This is a genomic window from Streptococcus sp. 2018037 (genome assembly GCF_019754195.1).
GTDB lineage: Bacteria > Bacillota > Bacilli > Lactobacillales > Streptococcaceae > Streptococcus > Streptococcus hashimotonensis.
Window position 1 is genome coordinate 1 of sequence record NZ_JAIJZQ010000018.1, and the last position, 19,995, is coordinate 19,995.

A 19,995-nucleotide genomic window follows, 5' to 3' on the forward strand; every position below is an offset into this window, starting at 1 on the left:
TCTAAAATTCCAATCTCTCACAACCTTCCTATCCTAGCTGTTGATGGTAGTGATGTGATTCTACCAAGAAATCGTTCTGATAAAACGACCTCTTTTCAAACTGGACCACATCACATTCCCTATAATCTCATTCATATCAATGCTCTCTACAATCTTGAACAAGAGATTTATCACGATTTACGGATTCAGGATAATCGGGAGTTTGATGAGCGTGCGGCTTTTATTGATATGATGGAGAGCTGTCCCTTTCGAGCAAGCTCTAGTTATTATGGACAGAGGGTATGAATCCTACAATGTCATGGCACACTGTCAAGAAAGAAATTGGTCCTATATTATCCGTATTCGTGACGGGAATCATTCTATGAAGTCAGGATTTAACCTCCCTGACACCTCTTGTTTTGATGAAAAATTTGACCTAAACATCTGCCGGAAACAGACCAATGAGATGAAACAACAGTATCAAAATTTACCTAATCACTATCGCTGTTTACCTAATCACTCACCCTTTGACTTTCTACCAAGCTCTAGCCGAAAAAATGATCCACTCCAGTTTTACGAACTTCATTTTCGAATGGTGCGTCTCGAAATCAAGCTGGGTTTCTTTGAAACTTTGGTGACAAACACCGATTATTCTCCAGAAAAATTAAAAGATCTCTATGCCTACAGATGGGGCATAGAGACCAGTTTTCGTGACCTAAAATATAGTATCGGTCTGACTCATTTTCACGCGAAAAAGAAGGAAGGGATTCTCCAAGAAATCTACGCTCGCTTTATCAACTTTAATGTTTGTAAATGGCTAACCTCACACGTTACCATTAAAACATCAAAGTTAAAACAGACTTATAAAATTTGTTTTTCAGACGCTGTTTATGCCTGTCGAAAATTTCTTAGAACTGAACTCACTTCCTTCCAATTGGAAACCTACATTGCCAAACATTTATCCATCGTCCAACCTAATCGAACCTTCCAAAGAAAGATAAAAAGCCAGGCTCCCGTAAGCTTCACTTATAGAATATCATAATAGTTAAAAAATTGGGTTAAAAACCTTCCTTTTTGTGCGCCCTAAATACAAAAACTATTCCCGTTTTGTCATGAACTGCTCAGACGGGAATAGTTTCTTTAGCTACTTAAATGCTTAACTTAATGACATTGGACTTTTTGCCCCGTCTTATTTTTTCAGTATCTGCGAATCCATTTGTCTGCTTTCTTTTTTCAAATAAGTAATCACCATAGCTTGTATACTCAAAATAGAGAAACAGAGCAGACAGGTTACCAAGAAGAAATTCAAAGGAAGATTATTAGTATTCACTAAAGGTGCCTGTCTCAAAAATCCATAATTTCCGCCAGTTAAAAGAGCTACTCCTAGAATCAGCATATTCATAATAAGCGTATATTTCGCCACCTCTTTTCCTTTCAACATCTCCCCTTCTAAATCAGATAACAGGTACAACATACAATTAACAGTCAAGGCGTAGTGGCCAATAACAAAAGTAAAGAAGGTTAGATGCGGGAAAGCAAATGGATCAAATACCGGATGAATAAAGGCCGAAAGCGATCCGAAAAGACCGAGATAAGCAAAATAACGTTTCAGAGGTCCGGGCTTAGCCCAAAGAATAAAGAGCATAGCCAAGCGACAATGATAAAAAGGAAGACTCTCAGAAATAGAAAAATCAGCCATAATATACCAAGTATAGAGGGAGACAATCTGTATAAATTGAAGCCACCAAAAAACAGTATGAAACCATCTCTTTTGGTAACAACGAAAACAAAGATAGAGCATGAAAAACCAAATAATCATGAGAAACAGATGTTCCAATACGTCCAAGTTCGGTGCTTCAGAAATCTGATTACTAAAAAAATCACTCATCTTATTAAATTCCTTTCTTTCCCCAGGAATCAGTATATCAACTTTTCGGTATTTTGACAAGACTTGCTAAAAAAGAGAGGTCTCACCTCTCTACTTTTCTATTGCTTCCACCACTTTTCCAAGAGTCATGGAGTTGGAGCCTTTGAAGAGGATTGACTTATCACTGTTGAATACGTTGATAAATCCGTTTTTCAATCTGCTCTAGCCAAGATTTTCTCTTTCTATCATCAACCATTTTTACCATGTTATAACTCATCCATTTCACATCTTTGTAACCTGTCTTCTGAAATGTTCCCTTGATTAACGCATTTTTGATGGCATTCCCATAAATTAGTTGATACAAAAATTTAGGGGTATTCATAGTTGTGATTATGGTGATAGTTTTTAGCTTCTCGTGACGTGCCTGCATACTATAGCCATTTGCTTTGTAGTCGTAAAATGCTCCTGGAAAAATAACTTTGTCAATGAAGCCTTTCATCATCGCTGGCATCAACTCCCACCAGATTGGAAAAATCAAGATGAGATGGCCTGATTCTCCGATATGCTTTGAATAGGCTTGGGCTTGTGGGTCCACCTGCTGATGTTTCACAAATCCGAGCAAATCTTCACTAGTCATCACAGGATTAAACTTTTCTGCATCTAAATCAATAACCTGCACTTGACTACCCGCCTTTTGAGCACCAGCTATACTGGCTTCTAAAATAGCGTGATTATATGATTTTTCATAGGGATGGTTATAGACAATTGTTGTTTTCATTGAAATTTCTCCTCTGTTTTTTTATTGTTCCTTGTTTATCATTCAAGGTACAACCAGTATATTACAATCTAAAAAGACCGACATTAACAAATGTTAAGTCAGTCGTTTTTTTATTCTAGAAAGTGATACAGGAGTTATTCCTAGGTAAGAAGATAAATAAATATCTGGAACTCTCCATAACAGGTCAGATTTTTCTTGAACCAATTCTAAAAATCGTTGCTCAGGTGAGTTTTTTATTCGTGACAGAAAAAGATGGTTGTATTTAATCATTTTCTGACTTAAAAGTATTGTCAAAGAGTGATAATACTCTGGGTGTTCTAGTAAAAATGTTTCAAATAGCTGCCGATTTAGGCAATAAACCACAGTATCTTCAATAGCTTGAAGACTATAAATACTTTCTGTCTTCGTTAAAAAACTTTCAAGAGACGAAACCGAATCACCCTCAAAGAAAAACTGAATAGTGATGTCTTTTCCGTCATGGTTATGCCACAGTCTCAACGCACCGGACTTTACAAGATAAATCATATGCGAGACTTGACCCTCATCTAAAAGATAATCTTTTGCCTTTATTTCTTTATATATTAAATGTGGCTGAATATCTTCATGTTGAAACAATTCATCTAGGATTGACAATTCTATTTCTCCTATTCTGCTAATTCTTCCACCACTTTTCCAAGTTTCATAGAATTAGAGCCTTTGAAGAGGATTTGGTCTTTCCCACCAAGGACTTCCTTGACTTGCTTCACCAGGTCTTCAAATTGGTCCTGCTCTGCATTTTTCCTAAAGAAATAGACTTTTCCAATTGGGAACATCTGACTAGCCAACTGAGCCAGACCTTCAATATCCTGACCGTAGAAAATAACGGTGTCTAGCACATCAGGCGACAGGCTCAGAATCATTTGATTGTGGAGATTGACGGACTGGCTACCCAGTTCTTTCATGTCTGCTAAAACCGCGATTTTCTTGCCGCCTTCATTGGCTGGAATGCTAGAAAAGGTTTCCAAAATCAAGCGCATGGCCGTTGGGTTGGCGTTGTAGACATCGCTGAGAATATCTGCTCCATTTGCCGCCTTCTTCCACTCGGTGCGGTTGCGGGTCAAGTTAAGACTGGCTAGGGCTGACTTGATTGCCTCATCAGGCACACCCAAGGTCTTGCCCACATAGCTTGCTACCATGGCATTGGTGGCATTGTACTTGCCTGTTACTGGGAGGAAAATGTCGCCGTCCATAAAGTTGACGGTGAAGGTCAGGCTATCTTTTGACTCGACCAGACTGGTCACCTGCAAATCAGCCTGCTCACTGAAGCGAATGAGTTCTACATGGCTTGGCAAGAGCTTGTCCGCAATCGGATCAGCTGGGATCAGAAGCTTACTACCAGCTATCATTCCGTCCGCAATCTGTAATTTTCCTTTGGCGATCTCTTCGCGTGAGCCGAAAAATTCCAGATGGGCTTCACCAAAAAGGGTAATAACTGATAGACTTGGTTTGGCAATTTCAGATAGGAGATGGATGTCCCCCAAGTGGTCTTGGCCCATTTCCAAGACCAGTTTTTCTGTATCGTCAGGCATATGGAGGACGGTGTAAGGCAGACCAATTTCGTTGTTGTAGTTGCCTTGTGTCTTGTAAGTCTTGTAAGTTGACGCTAGAACATCGTGAATCATGTCCTTGGTGGTCGTTTTACCGTTTGATCCTGTCACGGCAATGACTTCTACCCCTGTTTTCTCTAGGTAGTAGGCCGCTAATTGTTGAAGCGCAGCCAAGCAGTCATCTACTAGAATGTGGGGAACATCAAGGCTGACTTCCGAAAGGGTTACTGCGCAGCCATTTTCAAAGGCCACTGGAATAAAGTCATGACCGTCACGCGCCCCCTTGAGGGGAACAAAGAGGTCGCCAGTTGTGACGAGTCGACTATCGAACTCAACCTTGTTGAGCGCAGTATCGGTATAAAGACTAATATCATTTTTTGCGCCCAAGACCTGAGCGACTTCGTGTAGGGTTAATTTCATTGTTTTCTCCAATAAACTAAAAAGGGAGCGGGAAAGAACTCAAACATTCAAAGAAGAGTTCGTCTTCACGCCCCCGCACAGCTCAAACTGTCTGGGAGACAGTTTGAGGTTGGAAATAAAGCGAACACAGTTCGCATCAGTAGTTAGGTCAGATTTAGAGTGTGATACACGAACAAATCTGCCAATCAACCACTGCGCTGAGATGTTGACTCAAACTTTGAAAAGTGGACTGATTTATTTACCCAGTATCTTTCTATTATACCACTTTTTATCGAACTTGAGTGAGGACACCATCTTTCATCTCATAAACCTTGTCGCATTTCTTCAATTGCTAAAAACATCTACTCCACACTTTCTAAGACATAAAAACTTGTCTCAAACTTCAAGTCTTCCCTCAAAAGAGCTTTGACTTTACATTTCTTTTCCACATAGGCAAGAATCTCTTTCTGCTTTTGCGCTGAAACCGACTCTCCAATTCCAATCAACACTTCAAAACGCTGATTGTCCAAGCGACTCTCCACCTGAACAGGCATGGTTTTGTTGCCTTCTTGACTGGCATAATAGCCCTGCACACACATGGTGATACAGGCAGCTAAGCCAATATTAACTAGACTAACTGGAGTCTCCCCCTTCTCCGTCACCCCAAAGGTACGAACCGATTCGCCATAACCTTGAGAAACTGCCTGAAACAGACCTTCCCCTCTTACTGTCGTTTGATACATAAACACCTCCAGAACATGTTCCATTTTATTCCTTTTTGCAAACCTTTGCAAGAATGTGAACTAGAAAAAGATTGGAAATTTTCCAATCCTTTTCATTCTCATTAAATCAAATGACTTTCACGTTTTTCAAACATTTCCTTGGCCAAACGAACAAGCTCTTCAATCAAGTCTGGGTAAACAAGTCCCATATTATCCCAAAGGAGTGGATACATAGACCACTGAGTAAAGCCTGGCATGGTGTTGAGCTCATTCAGGAAGATGTCTCCGTCTTCAGTCAGGAAGAAATCACAGCGAGAAAGGCCACAACCACCGATAGCACGGAAGGCCTTGGCAGCATTGTCCCGCATGGTATCCATGATAGACTCATCAATCTTAGCTGGGATTTCCATTGTGATTTTGTTGTCGATGTATTTGGCATCGTAGTCATAAAAAGCAACGTCTTTGACTACTTCGCCAGGAAGTGTCGTTTTCACGTCAGCATTTCCCAAAAGACCAACCTCAATCTCACGCGCATTAACACCCTGCTCAACGAGGACACGGCTGTCATACTTGAAGGCCAGATCAAGTGCCTTACGCAAGCCAGCTAAATCCTCAGCTTTTGAGATACCGACACTTGACCCCATATTAGCTGGTTTTACAAAGACCGGATAAGTCAATTTTCCTTCAATCTCTGCAATCTTTTCATCGATATTTTCACCCTCGATAACTGCCACATAAGGTACTTGGGAGATTCCTGCTGATTCAAGAACACGCTTGGTAGTGATTTTGTCCATAGCAACGCTGGAAGACAATATATTAGTACCAACATACGGCATACGAAGCACTTCCAAGAAACCTTGAATTGACCCGTCTTCTCCCATTGGTCCATGAAGAACAGGGAAAACGACTGCCTTTTCTTCATAAATATCGCTCGGACGGATTTTTTGCTCTTCAACAATTGTCGCGTTTGTCATGAGTTTTTCATCGGCAGACGGTGTTTGAGAAAACTCTTGCGTCTTTATAAAGTCCCCAGTTTGTGTGATGAAATAGGTTTTGACAAAAAATTTATCATAATTGATGGCACGCATGACGCTTTCGGCAGACAGAACGGATACCTCACGCTCTGCAGAACGCCCACCATATAGTAAAATCAAGGTTTCTTTTGACATATATTTTCCTTCCTGTATCAACGCTACTACTCTTAGTATAGCATAATTTAACAAATCATATCTATCCTATCTTAAAATTAGGAACGTATCTAACTACAGAGCAGCTATAGCTCTGTGCGGTTTTCAATAGCCCTCAACAGGGTCACTTCATCTGCATATTCAATATCACTGCCTACCGCTAAGCCACGAGCTAGTCGGGTTACTTTGATTCCCGCAGGTTTGAGGACACGTGAGATATACATAGATGTAGCCTCTCCATCTGCTGTTGCATTGGTCGCCACAATAACTTCTGTAACCTCATTGTCCATCAGGCGAGTGAGGAGGGTTTTCAAATTAATATCATCTGGTCCGATACCATTCATGGGAGAAATCAAGCCATGCAAGACATGATAAAGACCGTGGTATTCTTGAATATTTTCCAAAGCCGTAACATCTCGACTATCCTCTACAATCAAAATAGTAGATTGGTCTCGCGTTGAGTCCTGGCAAATGGCACAGGGGTCCTGATCTGTCAGATTACCACAAACGGAGCAATAAGATAGGTCTCGCTTAGCTGCCAATAAATTTTTAGCAAATTCATTAACGACATCATCCTCCATGCCAATAGTGTAAAAAGCTAAACGGGTAGCCGTTTTTATACCGATACCTGGCAATTTAGAATAACTATCAATTAACTTAGCAATAGGTGTAGGGTAAAGCATAAGCCTCCTTAGTTCATTGGGTGAAGTGAGTGATATAAATTGATAATTTCTTGAGTAATTGTTTTAGTAGTTGTTGAACTTTGATTGGTCAAATTTGGTAGGACAACTGCTACCGCAATTTGAGGATTATCACTAGGCGCGTAGGCAACAACGTTGGTGTTGATCGCAGTAACCACATCTCCTGAAGCTGTTGTTGTATAGGTTTCGGCTGTACCAGTCTTGGCACTGATGGTCACGGCCGCACCACGACCGATAGCACTACCTGTATTAAAGCGCCCACCGCCATTGACAACTTGGTAGAAACCTTGACGAAGAAGAGACATATCCTCAGCGGAGATATTAACCTGATTCATCTCCTTACCAGATACGGTCTCAATTAATTCTCCCAAACCACCTTGGGCATTATTCCCATAAATCCCCTCAACGAGGTGAGGAGAAATCCGTGTCCCATTATTCGCAATGGTCGCTGCATACTGTGCCATCTGCATCGGTGTATAGTTATCAAACTGTCCAAAAGCGTTGGTAATAAAGTTGGCTGTCGTATACTTATCTGGTAAAAATCCTGTAGATTCGAGTGGAAGGTCAATACCTGTAGAAGCACCAAGACCATATTCTGCAAAAGTCGAACGAAGCTTAGTCATGGCATTTTTCAATGTATCACCATCATTCAAATACATGTTAGCTGAGTAGGTTTGACCAAGTAGCCCCAAGGCAATTTTAACCATGTAGACGTTAGAAGAATATTCTAGAGCCTCTGTCGCATCAATATTAAAACTACCATAGGCCCCATACCAAGAGGTAATTGGAGCTGAACCAGCAAAATAGATTGGTTCATCTAATTGAACCTGATTACCACTGATAACTCCATTTTCCCAACCAGAGCTAATTGTCGCTCCTTTGACGATGGAACCTGGTGTAAAGACACTTGTAATCGTACCAAGAGCATCTTCCGTAATAGTACTTGAGCCTTTTTCGTGACTATATCCTGACATAGCAAGCACTGCACCTGTAGAAGGATTTAATGCAACTGCATAAACACCTTCCGAGTAAAGCGCACTACCAGTAGCTAGCTCACTTTCAAAGTATTTTTTCAAAATAGCATTGACCCCATCTTGAAAGGCTAAATCAATAGTCAGTTTAATATTATTTCCCTGCTGCCCTTCTTGGATTGTCTCAATACTTTCGATATTTCCATTTCTATCCAGGTTTATTTGTTTTTTCTCACGTTGACCTTGCAAGACTTCTTCATATTGTTTCTCGAGGTAGGCAGTTCCCACACGGTCATTTGAAGAGTAGCCCTTGGATAGATAGTATTCTGCATCTTCTGCAGGCAAACCAGCCTGTTCACTCGTTACTGTACCGATAATGGAGCTGAGGGAAGTTGGTAAAATCGTCCGTTGCCAGTTATTGGTCGTTGAAATACCTGGAAGTTGACTTTCATTGGCTACGATATGAGCAACCTGTTCAGAAGTCAGAGTATCCGTTACCAAATTAACAGTAGAGAAGTAAGTAGCGCTATTCATCTGCTTGAACAGTTCAATCGCTTTATTGTCTTTCTCAGAATATTGTAATGCTTCGGCAGGGATACTATCAACTGCATTCGAATAAATTGTTGATTCGCTCAAGTAGTTACCATCGGAATCGTATTTTTTATCTTTTGGCAAGGCCTCGACTACCTGACGATAAACCTCTTCATCTGCCAAATAATAATCAGCCTTATCACGTTGAGTAATTGTTACGCCTGAAACATTGACCCACTGCAAGAGTTTATTAGCTACTTCTTTCATTTCCTGAGCAGACATCTTGTTGGGACGTGTGAAGGAGACGACCTGCTGAATCTCGTTTTCAACCAAAGGTTTTCCCTGCGCATCGTAAATCTGCCCACGGATAGAGCCATTGCTGATGATTTTCTGACTGGCAGTAGACAGCTTATTACTATAAAAATCATGATTGATGATCTGCATATCTGCCAGACGCAATATCAAAACTAGGAAAAGGAAAATCACGATAGAAAATAAAATATTTAAACGAAGGGAAATAAAATTTCCATCGTGTTCCAAAGGCTTGTTCTTTCTTTTTTTCACTTCAAAGACCTCATTCTAGAAATATCCTTCTTATTATACCACAGGCAAAAAATATTTTTTAGACAGAGCCTCCTTTTCAGAAAATATTTTCTTATGATTTCTTCACGAGACAAGCTTGCACTATCTCCCATTGACTGTGAACAGATGTTTCCACAAACTGTTGATCATGGGAAATCAAGAGGACACTTCCTTCATATTCTTTCAAGAATGTTTCCAAAGCCTCAATAGCTGCCATATCTAGAAAATTTGTCGGTTCATCTAATATCAAAAGATTTGCATCCGCCAACAATACCTTAGCTAAGGAGAGACGAACACGCTCACCACCAGACAGATTTGCTACCTTCTGCTGAGCCTTATCGTAAGAAAGTCCTAACATACCTAATAAATTGAGAATCGTCATCCTATCTTGAAGAGAGGTACAACTAACATTTTCAAAAGCAGTCTTTTCTTCATCAAGGTTTATCAAATCCTGTGCAAAATAAGCAATTTTTAACTTAGGGTTATAATAGCCTGCTAATTCTTTCCTTAATATTTTTTGGACAAAACTAGTCTTTCCAGAACCATTCGCCCCCACTAAGGCTAACTTCTCCCCAAACGTCATCCCTATCTGAGGGAAACCAAATAAATACTTTTCCCTAATCCAGAGCTGACCAGCCTGTAAGCGAAAGAGACTGTGAAGACTAGTATCCAAGGCACCTTTCGCTTCCATCTTTACCCACGTTTCCTTTCTAGGTTGTTCAACCTTGTCCAGACGCTCCATCCGTTTTTCCAAATGCTTGGCAGCCTTGGCCATAGACTTGGCTTGACTGTCATAGGATCCCATAAAAGCACTGACTTTCCACTCAGATGATGAAACACCTTTCTTTTTCTTCCCCATCTTCTGAGCCTTGACCTGACGCTCTTGTTGGGCTTTTTTTAGTTGAGCGACTTTTTTCTGATAGGCTTCATAGGCCTCCTGCTGTCCTTCTCGCCTAGCCCGGCGACTTTCTACAAACGCCTCGTAATTCCCTGTATAGACCTGAATACTTCCTTCTTCTAAATGCCAAATGTGACTGGCTATTTGATTGAGAAAATGCCGATCATGACTTACAACCAGTAGACTGCCACGATAGCGTTTGATTTGTTTGATTAGCTTTTCCTGGTGTTCTTGATCCAGATTGGCAGTTGGTTCATCCATGATTAACAACTGTGGTCTTTGGGCAAAAGCCTCTTGAATAGACTTCCAAACCTGTTCCCCACCTGAAAGCGAGCTCCTTTCCTGTAACTGGGATACATAGGCCCAGTCTGCTTTTACCTCAATCTGACCAGCAAAATCCCTATCCAGTCCCAGTAAGATTTTCAAAAAAGTAGACTTGCCAACACCGTTATTTCCAACCAAACCAACCTTTTGACCAGCTTGAAGGCTCAACTGCTTGATTGTAAACAAACTGCGTCCCGCAAATTCCTTCTCTAATTGAATACATTTCATTACTTCCATATAGACCTCTTTTCTTCACAAAAAGAGCCCCTATTCTGCAAAATGAACACAGAAAAAAGCCATGTAAAACATGACCTCTCCTATGGAAAAGTCACACGAATAGTAAGCCCTTATGAGCAGTCTTATCTCTTGTATTATCGGTTAATATAACCACACCACAAGTTTTAAGAACGACTAATAAGTAGCTTAATTATTCATGTAACTTCACCTCACGTATTTTATATATTTATTCTAAACAAGTTCAATGAATTTGTCAAATCTTGGTCAAGGGCGTCGCTGTATCTGGCGAGGTATCATAGACTTGGAAATCTACTCCAACACCTAAATCAGCCTGCGCCAACTGATTAACCATGGTCATGTGAGCCAATTCCTTGATATTGTTTTCCTTTGACAAATGCCCTAGGTAAATCTTTTTGGTCCGATTTCCAAGCGAGCGAATCATGGCATCAGCTCCATCTTCGTTACAAAGATGGCCCTTATCGGATAGAATTCGTTGCTTCAAATTCCATGAGTAAGAACCCGAGCGCAAAATTTCAATATCATGGTTCGATTCAATCAAATAAGCATCGGCATTTTCCACAATACCCACCATGCGGTCACTGACATAGCCTGTATCCGTCAACATAACAAAGGATTTGTCATCCTTCATAAAACGGTAAAATTGCGGACATGCAGCATCATGGCTAACTCCAAAGGACTCAATATCTAGGTCGCCAAAAGTCTTCATAGCACCCAATTCGAAGATATGTTTTTGAGCCACATCAATCTTGCCCAATTTGCTCTCCATAGCCTGCCAGGTCAATTCATTGGCATAAATGTCCATCCCATACTTACGTGCTAAAACACCGATACCATGGATGTGATCGCTATGTTCATGCGTTACCAGGATAGCATCAATATCCTCAGGCTTTCGATCAATTTCCGCCAAAAGACTGGTAATCTTTTTCCCTGATAAGCCAGCATCCACTAAGATTTTCTTTTTATCTGTTTCCAGATAAAAACAATTCCCGCTGGACCCCGAAGCTAAAATACTATAATTAAAACCTTTTCCGATCATCTTCTCCTATTCTTCCTCATCTGAATCATCCCACTCATCTAGTGCGATGTCCTTGCTGTACGGCAAGACAATTGTAAACGTTGAGCCATGACCATATTCGCTTTTAGCCCAGATAAAGCCCTTATGTTGTTTCACGATTTCTTTTGCAATAGCTAAACCAAGACCTGTACCACCTTGGGCACGAGATCGTGCCTTGTCCACGCGATAGAATCGGTCAAAAATTCTAGGTAAATCTGCTTTCGGAATCCCCAGACCTTCGTCTGAGACGGACACAATCAACTGGCTATCTGTGGTCTTCATGCTGAAGGTAATTGTCCCGCCGTCTGGCGAATATTTAATGGCATTATTTAAGATATTATCCAAAACCTGAGTCATCTTATCTGTATCAATCTCAACCCAAATAGGACTGATTTGATAGTCACGAACAATCGTATAGACCTTATCAGAATCAGCATTTTTCATTTGGTCAAAACGGTTAAGAATAAAGGTCACAAAAGCAGTAAAGTTTATCAGTTCGACATCTATCTGACCAACTTGATTATCAATACGCGATAAACTTAGGAGATCTGTAATCATCCGCATCATGCGGTTGGTCTCATCTAAGGATACCTTAACAAAACTCGGTGCAACAGACTCCGTCAGCGCTCCCTCATCCAGAGCCTCTAGATAGGATTTGACGGAAGTCAATGGCGTACGCAATTCATGACTCACATTTGACACAAAGAGCCTACGTTCCCGTTCTTCCTTGGCCTGCTCGGTCATATCATGCAAGACGACAACCAAGCCAGAAATCAGACCACTCTCACTACGAATCGTTGCAAAATTAGCGCGTAAAGTCAAAAATTCTTCGTTTTCATTGGTGTGATCAATCACAATCTCAGGTGTCTGAGCCAACAAATCTCTCAATGTATAACGGTCTGATAAATCTAAAACCTCTAGCAGGTGATACTGCTCCTGCTTTTGGCTAGAAAGCCCCAACTGTTTCTGGGCCATATCGTTAATCATGATAATCCGTCCGATACGGTCTGTAGCAATAACACCGTCACTCATATAGGACAGGATGGAAGTCAGACGTGTCTTTTCTTGTTCTAAATTATCATGAGTTAAGCGGATGACCTCCGACAGATCATTAAGAGAATTCGCCATGTCTGTGATTTCAGGACTTCCCCTCATGTCTAACACATCTGCATAATTCCCCTCAATTAAGGCATTGACTTTTTGATTGAGTTGTTTAATTTGCTTATTATCCCGATAGTTTTCAATCAAAAGGACCGTCAGAGCAATTAGAAAGCCAATCAAAATGACAACAAACCAAAATTCTGCCGTGGTCATTAAATAACGTAATTGATTAATCATTTCCTTTTATAAAATATCCTACTCCGCGACGAGTAAGAATGTATTCTGGTCTGCTTGGTGTATCTTCAATTTTCTCACGCAGACGACGAATCGTTACATCCACCGTGCGGACATCACCAAAGTAATCATAACCCCATACTGTTTCCAATAGATGTTCTCGAGTCATAACCTGACCTAAGTGTTTGGCCAAATGGTGGAGCAATTCAAACTCACGATGGGTCAGCTCCAGCTCTTTACCATGCTTCTTAGCGACAAACGCATCAGGCAGAATGACCAAATCGCCAATCACCAACTCTGGAGTTCCTGTTGACTCAATATTTGTCTGCGTTTCTGCCAATTCACTACGACGAAGAAGAGCCTTAACACGCGCCTGCAATTCACGATTAGAGAAGGGCTTGGTCACATAATCATCCGCCCCGATTTCAAGCCCGATAACCTTATCAAATTCGCTATCTTTAGCAGATAACATCAAGATTGGAACATTGCTGGTCTTACGAATCGTTCGAGCCACCTCTAGTCCGTCCAATTCTGGCAGCATCAAGTCCAAAATGACAATGTCAGGAAACTCAGCCTCAAATACTTCCAAGGCTTCACGTCCATCGAAAGCTGTCACAACTTCATATCCCTCACGCGTCATATTAAACTTAATAATATCTGAGATTGGTTTTTCATCATCTACAATTAATATTTTTTTCATTAGTATCTTACCTTTGCTTTATTTCTTCTATTATATCAAACTTACCTAAAAAATTCATATTTCAAAACCACCTGACACAGATATGTCATATTTTGTAACATACAATACATTAAATTGTCAGAATTTACTTGACATTGTATATAGGCAATGCTAAGATGGGAATACCTAAAAAACACTATGCAAGGAGAATTTTATGGCTTTAGTAGAATTTAAAGATGTCAACAAATACTATGGCGACTACCACGCCCTACGCAATATCAACTTGGAATTCGAACCTGGACAGGTTGTCGTTCTCCTTGGACCTTCCGGATCCGGAAAATCTACTCTCATTCGCACGATTAACGGTTTAGAGGCAATTGATGAAGGAACGCTCATTGTCAACGGACATGATATTTCCTCTACTTCTATCAAAGAGCTCGTATCACTTCGCAAAGAAGTTGGCATGGTTTTCCAGCATTTTAACCTTTACCCACACAAAACCGTGTTAGAAAATGTTACTTTGGCACCTATTAAGGTTTTGGGAATCGATAAAGCTACGGCTGAAAAAAACGCTCAAAAGTATCTTGAGTTTGTTAACCTCTGGGATCGGAAGGATTCCTACCCTGCTATGCTATCCGGAGGCCAAAAACAACGTGTCGCCATCGCTCGCGGCTTAGCTATGAAACCTGAGCTTCTACTCTTCGATGAACCAACATCTGCCTTGGACCCAGAAACTATCGGCGATGTACTTGCAGTTATGCAAAAATTGGCACGTGACGGGATGAACATGATTGTCGTAACACACGAAATGGGCTTTGCACGTGAAGTAGCTGATCGTATCATCTTTATGGCTGAAGGCCAAGTTCTAGTAGACACGACAGATGTCAATGGATTCTTTGACAATCCAACCGAACCACGCGCTAAACAATTCCTCAGTAAGATTATCAACCATGAATCTGATAAGGTAAAACTCTAGGAGGTAGTCTATGGACAAGAAAAAAATCAATATTTTCTTTGCAATTAGATTATTAGTCTTCGGACTTATTCTTCTCGTTTTTGCAAAACAACCAGTAGCTCAAACTGAAACACCCGCAACCATCACTAATAGTGATCAGGTTCAAGCTATCATTGATAGGGGCGTGCTCCGTGTCGGAGTGAAACAGGACGTCCCTAACTTTGGCTACAAAAATCCTGATACTGGTGAATTTGAGGGAATGGAGATTGACATCGCTCGCAAAATTGCTGATGAATTAGGTGTAGATATTGAATTTACTCCGGTCACTGCCCAAACTCGTGGACCGCTTCTTGATAACGGTCAAGTAGATATGGTCATCGCAACCTTTACCATCACCGAGGAGCGCAAGTTACTCTACAATTTCACAACTCCTTACTACACAGATGCCGTTGGCTTCTTGGTCAATAAGGATAGTGGAGTCAAGACATTTACCGACCTGGATGGAAAGACAATCGGTGTAGCTCAGGGTTCCATTACACGTACCCTCATCTCTGAACTAGCAGATAAGTATGGCATTTCAGTAAACTTTGCTGAACTTGGTTCTTATCCAGAACTCTCTGTCTCGCTACGTGCTCACCGTACAGACGCATTTTCTGTAGACCAATCTATCCTTTCTGGGTATATCAGCTCAAAATCTGAACTCATGGACTTTAGCTTCTCAGCTTCTGACTATGGGATTGTTACTAAATTATCTAACAAAGACCTTAACGACTACTTAAATAGTCTCGTAGAAAAATGGACTGCCGATGGTAGCCTACAAAGCATCTATGATGCCAATGACCTCAAACCAGTCACAGAAACTGACGAATAGAAAGGTGAAACAATATGACAGTTTTAACAACTAGTCCTTACGCTTGGGAGAATTGGGTCAGTTATTTCAAGGATTTTCCAACCTTTTTCCAAGGTTTTCTCTTTACCTTAGCCATTTCTGTCGGGGCCTTTATCATGGCCATGTTTTTAGGAATTGTCTTTGGTAGTCTCTCTTCAAGTAAAAATAAAGTTTTAAAAATCATCGCACGTGTCTATGTTGAATACTATCAAAATACACCGCTTTTGGTTCAGTTCATGATTGTTTATTATGGACTTCCACTGATTTCAAATTATGTTCTCATGCCGTCCATCTACTGGACAGCTGTTATCTGCGTCGGACTCTATCACGGTGCCTATATCGCAGAGGTCATTCGTGCAGGGATTGAGGCGGTGCCGACTGGGCAGACTGAAGCTGCACTTTCACAAGGATTTACTCAAGCTGAAACCATGCGGATTATCATTTTGCCACAGGCCATTCCGACCATTCTTCCACCTTTGACCAACCAAGTAGTAAACCTGATTAAGAATACGGCTACTGTTGCCATCATTTCTGGAGCTGATATTATGTTTATGACAAAATCTTGGTCTGCCATGAATGCCAACTACATCCCAGCCTTTGCTGGTGCTGCTTTCCTTTACTTCATCATGTGCTTCCCTGTTGCAAGCTGGGGCCGACGCATTGAAGAAAAGAATAAGTCAGCCTTTTCACACTAATAGGAGGTTGAACGATGAATTATGTTTTAGAATTACTCAAACCTTCAACCTTCCAACTCTTGTGGAGTGGTTTGAAGTTAACCCTCTATATTTCAAGCATTTCGGTAATCCTGTCCATTCTTTTCGGAATGATTCTCGCTATCATGCGCAACGGAAAAAATCCACTCTTCAAGTGGATTGCAACCATCTATATCGAATTTGTGCGTAATGTACCAAACTTGCTTTGGATTTTCACTGTCTTCTTGGTCTTCCAAATGAAGTCAACACCTGCTGGTATTACTGCTTTTACTATTTTTACCACGGCAGCCATGGCCGAGATTATCCGTGGTGGTCTCAACGCCATCGGACCGGGCCAGACCGAAGCTGGTTTATCACAGGGTTTTACCCCAGTGCAAATCATGGTCTATATCATCATGCCACAGGCCATTCGCAAGATGCTGCCTGCCATCATCTCGCAGATTGTAACGGTCATCAAGGACACTAGTTTCCTCTACTCCGTTATCGCCTTGCAAGAACTCTTTGGTTCTAGTCAAATCCTCATGGGACGCTACTTTGAGGCAGAGCAAGTTTTTGCCCTTTACCTCATGATTGCTCTCATCTATTTCATTATCAACTTTGCCATTTCAAGTCTGTCACGTTATGTGGCCAAGTCTTGGGCGAGCAGTATTGAATAAACATTCCTCCCAGCCAATTGGTTGGGAGTTTTTGTGTTTGTAACAACTATTTTAAGAATAAATAATGATGATCTTTTACCTTGATTGTTACGAAAAAACTTGTCGACTGCACTCCAGGTCTACGAAAACCAATTCTATAGGTTCCGTCTTCCACATTAGAATAGTCAAATGTTTCGACTTTCTGTTTTAAATCAGCTAGTAATTTATCTTCCTCTACTAAGTCGTTTTCTAAACCAAGGTCCTTCTTATTAAAAAATTCAACTTCAATTACCGCCATTTCTTCCTCCATGAGCCAGTCTAAATTAATATCATAAAAACCTGCAAAAGCCTGACCATTATAGCGATTTTCCTCTACCTTTTCATAAAACTTTATCAGTTTTTCATCCTGAGTTTCAAGCCTACCATCCACTTCAAACAAAGTGAAATCTTTTTCTTCCATCAGTTTAAATATCTGCTGTGCCTGATTCAGTAAATATTTACCTCTCGGCTGATGCCACATAGCTTGGTCAACGATACCATCAAATTGATACAACATTCCGCTTGGACTATCATCAAAATAGACCGTCATATTTAGTAGTCCGTTTAATGCCTCCTGTCCTTCAATTCGGTTATTGACCAAAGTATCAGAGGATTGAAGTGTAATTGACTGACCGTCTATAACCTCAGTATAATCATACTCTAAAACATCCCATGGGTTACCAATGGCTATAGGACGAAATTTTGTCAACTCCACCTTACCAGTGAAACCATATGACTCCATACCCTGTTCAAGCATCATCTGATACGATATCAATTCCTCTCGACTAGCCACCCTGGGACTAAATAAGAGATACAAACCAACTATCATGACAATAAAGAAACCAACAATTCCTAACATCAGACCTACAATAACTTTTATTACTCTTTTCATTATTACCACCACTTTCCTTGACTATTATACCAAAAAAGAAGCCCTTTCGGACTTCTTGCTCTATTTATTCAGCTTCAGCTGGACGTGACTTGCGAGCAATATCTGCTAAGATATGGTCCACAAATTCTGATACAGACTGAGTTTGCGTTGCTTTACTTCCGTAGCGACGAACGTTGACAGCATTGTCTTCCATTTCCTTGTCACCGACGATGAGTTGGTATGGAATCTTGCTGGTCTGGCTCTGACGAATCTTATACTGCATCTTCTCGTTCCGCTCATCCACGTGTACACGAACGCCACGGTCTTGCAATTCTTTGGCAACCTTCCAAGCGTAATCCAAATGAGCCTCCACAGAAATTGGAATCATGGTCACTTGGGTTGGAGCCAACCAAGTTGGGAAGGCACCCTTGTAGGTTTCAATCAAGATGGCAGTGAAGCGTTCCATAGTTGAGATAACACCACGGTGAATCATAACTGGGCGGTGCTCCTCACCGTCAGCACCAATGTAGGTCAAGCCAAAGCGTTCTGGCAAGAGGAAGTCCAACTGAATGGTTGACAGAGTTTCCTCGTTACCAAGGGCAGTCTTCACCTGAATATCCAACTTCGGACCGTAGAAGGCTGCTTCACCCTCTGCTTCAAAGTAGTCCACGCCCATTTCATCCATGGCACCCTTCAGCATACGCTGGGCATTTTCCCACATCTCATCGTTGTCATAGTACTTCTCTTTGTCCTCTGGGTCGCGATAAGACAGGCGGAAACGGTAGTCGTTTAGGTTGAAATCTGCGTACACATCGATAATCAACTGGAGAGCTTTTTTGAACTCTTCTTGGATTTGCTCAGGGGTCACGAAAATATGACCGTCGTTGAGAGTCATCTCACGTACACGCTGCAAACCAGTCAATGCACCTGATTTCTCATAGCGGTGCATCATACCAAGCTCAGCGATACGTACTGGCAATTCACGGTAAGAACGCACATGGTTTTTATAAACTTGAATGTGGTGCGGACAGTTCATCGGACGAAGAACAAACTCCTCACCGTCGCCCATGTCCATAGTTGGAAACATATCTTCGGAGTAATGCTCCCAGTGACCCGAAGTCTTATAGAGTTCAACAGAAGCCAATGGTGGCGTATATACGTGCTGGTAGCCTGAAGCCAATTCCTTGTCTGTGATGTAACGCTCCAAGGTACGACGGATAGTTGCACCGTTTGGCAACCAGAATGGCAAGCCTTGACCAACTTCTTGGCTGATCATGAAGAGATCCAATTCCTTACCAAGTTTACGGTGGTCACGTTCTTTGGCTTCCTCACGCATTTGCAGGTAAGCCTTGAGGTCTTTCTTGTCAAACCAAGCTGTACCATAAACACGTTGCATCATCGGATTTTCACTCTTACCACGCCAGTATGCACCAGCCACATTGAGCAATTCAAAAATTTGGATACGACCTGTTGACGGAACGTGTGGGCCACGGCAGAGGTCAACGTATTCTCCCTGGGTATAAATGGTCAAACCACCCTCGTCATCAGAGTGCTCGTGAATCAATTCCAACTTGTATGGATCATTTTTGAAAATCTCAAGAGCTTCTTCCTTGGTCACCTCACGGCGTTCTGAAGGGAAGTTTTCCTTGACAATCTTCATCATTTCTTCCTGAATGCGTGGCAGGTCTTCATTTGAAATCTGGCCAGCCGCATTGTCCGTGTCATAGTAGAAACCGTCCTGAATAGCTGGACCAACCCCCAACTTGATGTCTGGGAAAAGACGACGAGCCGCTTGGGCAAACAAGTGGGCAGCTGAGTGACGCAAGATGTCCAAGGCATCCTCATGGTCAGGCGTTACGATTTCAAGCGTACCATCCTCTTCGATGGCACGAGTGGTGTCAATCAATTTACCATTGAACTTACCAGCAAGAGCCTTTTTCGCCAAAGACTTGCTGATGCTCTCTGCAATTTTAAAAGTAGTCACACCAGCTTGGTACTCACGAACAGCACCATCTGGGAAAGTAATACGAATCATATTTATC

18 protein-coding genes and 1 pseudogene are annotated in these 19,995 nt (G+C 41.4%); 5 read left to right on the forward strand and 14 right to left on the reverse strand.

The features are described from left to right. A pseudogene (locus K5Q29_RS07300) lies at nt 1-1,021 on the forward strand (IS4 family transposase); the annotation flags it as partial. 147 nt (nt 1,022-1,168) lie between these two features. Here K5Q29_RS07300 and K5Q29_RS07305 read toward each other — a convergent pair. The 12 genes from K5Q29_RS07305 to yycF form a co-directional block, all read right to left on the reverse strand. Beyond that, nucleotides 1,169-1,867 carry a TIGR02206 family membrane protein gene (locus K5Q29_RS07305; RefSeq protein ID WP_105179016.1) on the reverse strand — a complete coding sequence of 233 codons (699 nt, stop codon included), beginning with the start codon at nt 1,865-1,867 and terminating at the stop codon, nt 1,169-1,171. 160 nt (nt 1,868-2,027) lie between these two features. Beyond that, nucleotides 2,028-2,624, reverse strand: a complete 597-nt coding sequence (locus tag K5Q29_RS07310; protein WP_205032644.1) for an NAD(P)H-dependent oxidoreductase — start codon at nt 2,622-2,624, stop codon at nt 2,028-2,030. Between the two features lie 93 nt (nt 2,625-2,717). Further along, nucleotides 2,718-3,257: a Crp/Fnr family transcriptional regulator gene (locus tag K5Q29_RS07315; protein ID WP_205032643.1), complete on the reverse strand. Its 540-nt coding sequence runs from the start codon at nt 3,255-3,257 to the stop codon at nt 2,718-2,720. 11 nt (nt 3,258-3,268) lie between these two features. Continuing rightward, nucleotides 3,269-4,630: a UDP-N-acetylmuramoyl-tripeptide--D-alanyl-D-alanine ligase gene (gene murF, locus K5Q29_RS07320; RefSeq protein ID WP_205032642.1), complete on the reverse strand. Its 1,362-nt coding sequence runs from the start codon at nt 4,628-4,630 to the stop codon at nt 3,269-3,271. A gap of 341 nt (nt 4,631-4,971) precedes the next feature. Then, nucleotides 4,972-5,352, reverse strand: coding sequence for an OsmC family protein (locus tag K5Q29_RS07325; protein ID WP_105179036.1), 381 nt, complete (start codon nt 5,350-5,352; stop codon nt 4,972-4,974). A gap of 101 nt (nt 5,353-5,453) precedes the next feature. Then, nucleotides 5,454-6,500, reverse strand: coding sequence for a D-alanine--D-alanine ligase (locus K5Q29_RS07330; RefSeq protein ID WP_136646831.1), 1,047 nt, complete (start codon nt 6,498-6,500; stop codon nt 5,454-5,456). 104 nt (nt 6,501-6,604) lie between these two features. Beyond that, nucleotides 6,605-7,201, reverse strand: coding sequence for a recombination mediator RecR (gene recR, locus K5Q29_RS07335; protein WP_024386938.1), 597 nt, complete (start codon nt 7,199-7,201; stop codon nt 6,605-6,607). 8 nt (nt 7,202-7,209) lie between these two features. After that, nucleotides 7,210-9,285, reverse strand: a complete 2,076-nt coding sequence (gene pbp2b / locus K5Q29_RS07340; protein ID WP_205032641.1) for a penicillin-binding protein PBP2B — start codon at nt 9,283-9,285, stop codon at nt 7,210-7,212. 91 nt (nt 9,286-9,376) lie between these two features. After that, on the reverse strand, nt 9,377-10,762 hold the full coding sequence (vga(F), locus tag K5Q29_RS07345; RefSeq protein WP_044758258.1) for an ABC-F type ribosomal protection protein Vga(F): 1,386 nt from the start codon (nt 10,760-10,762) through the stop codon (nt 9,377-9,379). 253 nt (nt 10,763-11,015) lie between these two features. After that, nucleotides 11,016-11,819, reverse strand: coding sequence for an MBL fold metallo-hydrolase (locus K5Q29_RS07350; protein ID WP_002935843.1), 804 nt, complete (start codon nt 11,817-11,819; stop codon nt 11,016-11,018). 6 nt (nt 11,820-11,825) lie between these two features. After that, entirely contained in the window at nt 11,826-13,175 is a 1,350-nt protein-coding gene (gene vicK, locus K5Q29_RS07355; protein WP_002935841.1) for a cell wall metabolism sensor histidine kinase VicK, read from the reverse strand. Continuing rightward, entirely contained in the window at nt 13,168-13,872 is a 705-nt protein-coding gene (gene yycF / locus K5Q29_RS07360) for a response regulator YycF (RefSeq protein ID WP_004298854.1), read from the reverse strand. The genes vicK and yycF overlap by 8 nt, the downstream gene beginning before the upstream one ends. A 193-nt stretch (nt 13,873-14,065) precedes the next feature. Here yycF and K5Q29_RS07365 point away from each other — a divergent pair, with 193 nt between their 5' ends. Genes K5Q29_RS07365 through K5Q29_RS07380 form a run of 4 tightly spaced genes read left to right on the forward strand, consistent with a single transcriptional unit; the run spans nt 14,066 to nt 17,064 of the window. Then, nucleotides 14,066-14,827, forward strand: a complete 762-nt coding sequence (locus K5Q29_RS07365; RefSeq protein WP_105139730.1) for an amino acid ABC transporter ATP-binding protein — start codon at nt 14,066-14,068, stop codon at nt 14,825-14,827. Between the two features lie 10 nt (nt 14,828-14,837). Next, nucleotides 14,838-15,677: a transporter substrate-binding domain-containing protein gene (locus tag K5Q29_RS07370; protein ID WP_105139731.1), complete on the forward strand. Its 840-nt coding sequence runs from the start codon at nt 14,838-14,840 to the stop codon at nt 15,675-15,677. A 14-nt stretch (nt 15,678-15,691) separates the two neighbouring features. Continuing rightward, nucleotides 15,692-16,390 (forward strand): amino acid ABC transporter permease, encoded by a 699-nt coding sequence (locus tag K5Q29_RS07375; RefSeq protein WP_004298848.1) that lies wholly within the window; start codon nt 15,692-15,694, stop codon nt 16,388-16,390. A 14-nt stretch (nt 16,391-16,404) separates the two neighbouring features. After that, a complete protein-coding gene (locus tag K5Q29_RS07380) occupies nt 16,405-17,064 on the forward strand; it encodes an amino acid ABC transporter permease (RefSeq protein WP_105139732.1) in 660 nt (219 codons plus the stop codon). A gap of 46 nt (nt 17,065-17,110) precedes the next feature. Here K5Q29_RS07380 and K5Q29_RS07385 read toward each other — a convergent pair whose 3' ends face one another. Together K5Q29_RS07385 and thrS are read right to left on the reverse strand one after the other, a co-directional pair. After that, the gene (locus K5Q29_RS07385) at nt 17,111-17,974 is read right to left on the reverse strand and encodes a hypothetical protein (protein ID WP_105139733.1); all 864 of its coding nucleotides are present in this window, start codon (nt 17,972-17,974) and stop codon (nt 17,111-17,113) included. A gap of 64 nt (nt 17,975-18,038) precedes the next feature. Continuing rightward, a complete protein-coding gene (gene thrS / locus K5Q29_RS07390; protein WP_105139734.1) occupies nt 18,039-19,988 on the reverse strand; it encodes a threonine--tRNA ligase in 1,950 nt (649 codons plus the stop codon). Between the last annotated feature and the right edge of the window lie 7 nt (nt 19,989-19,995).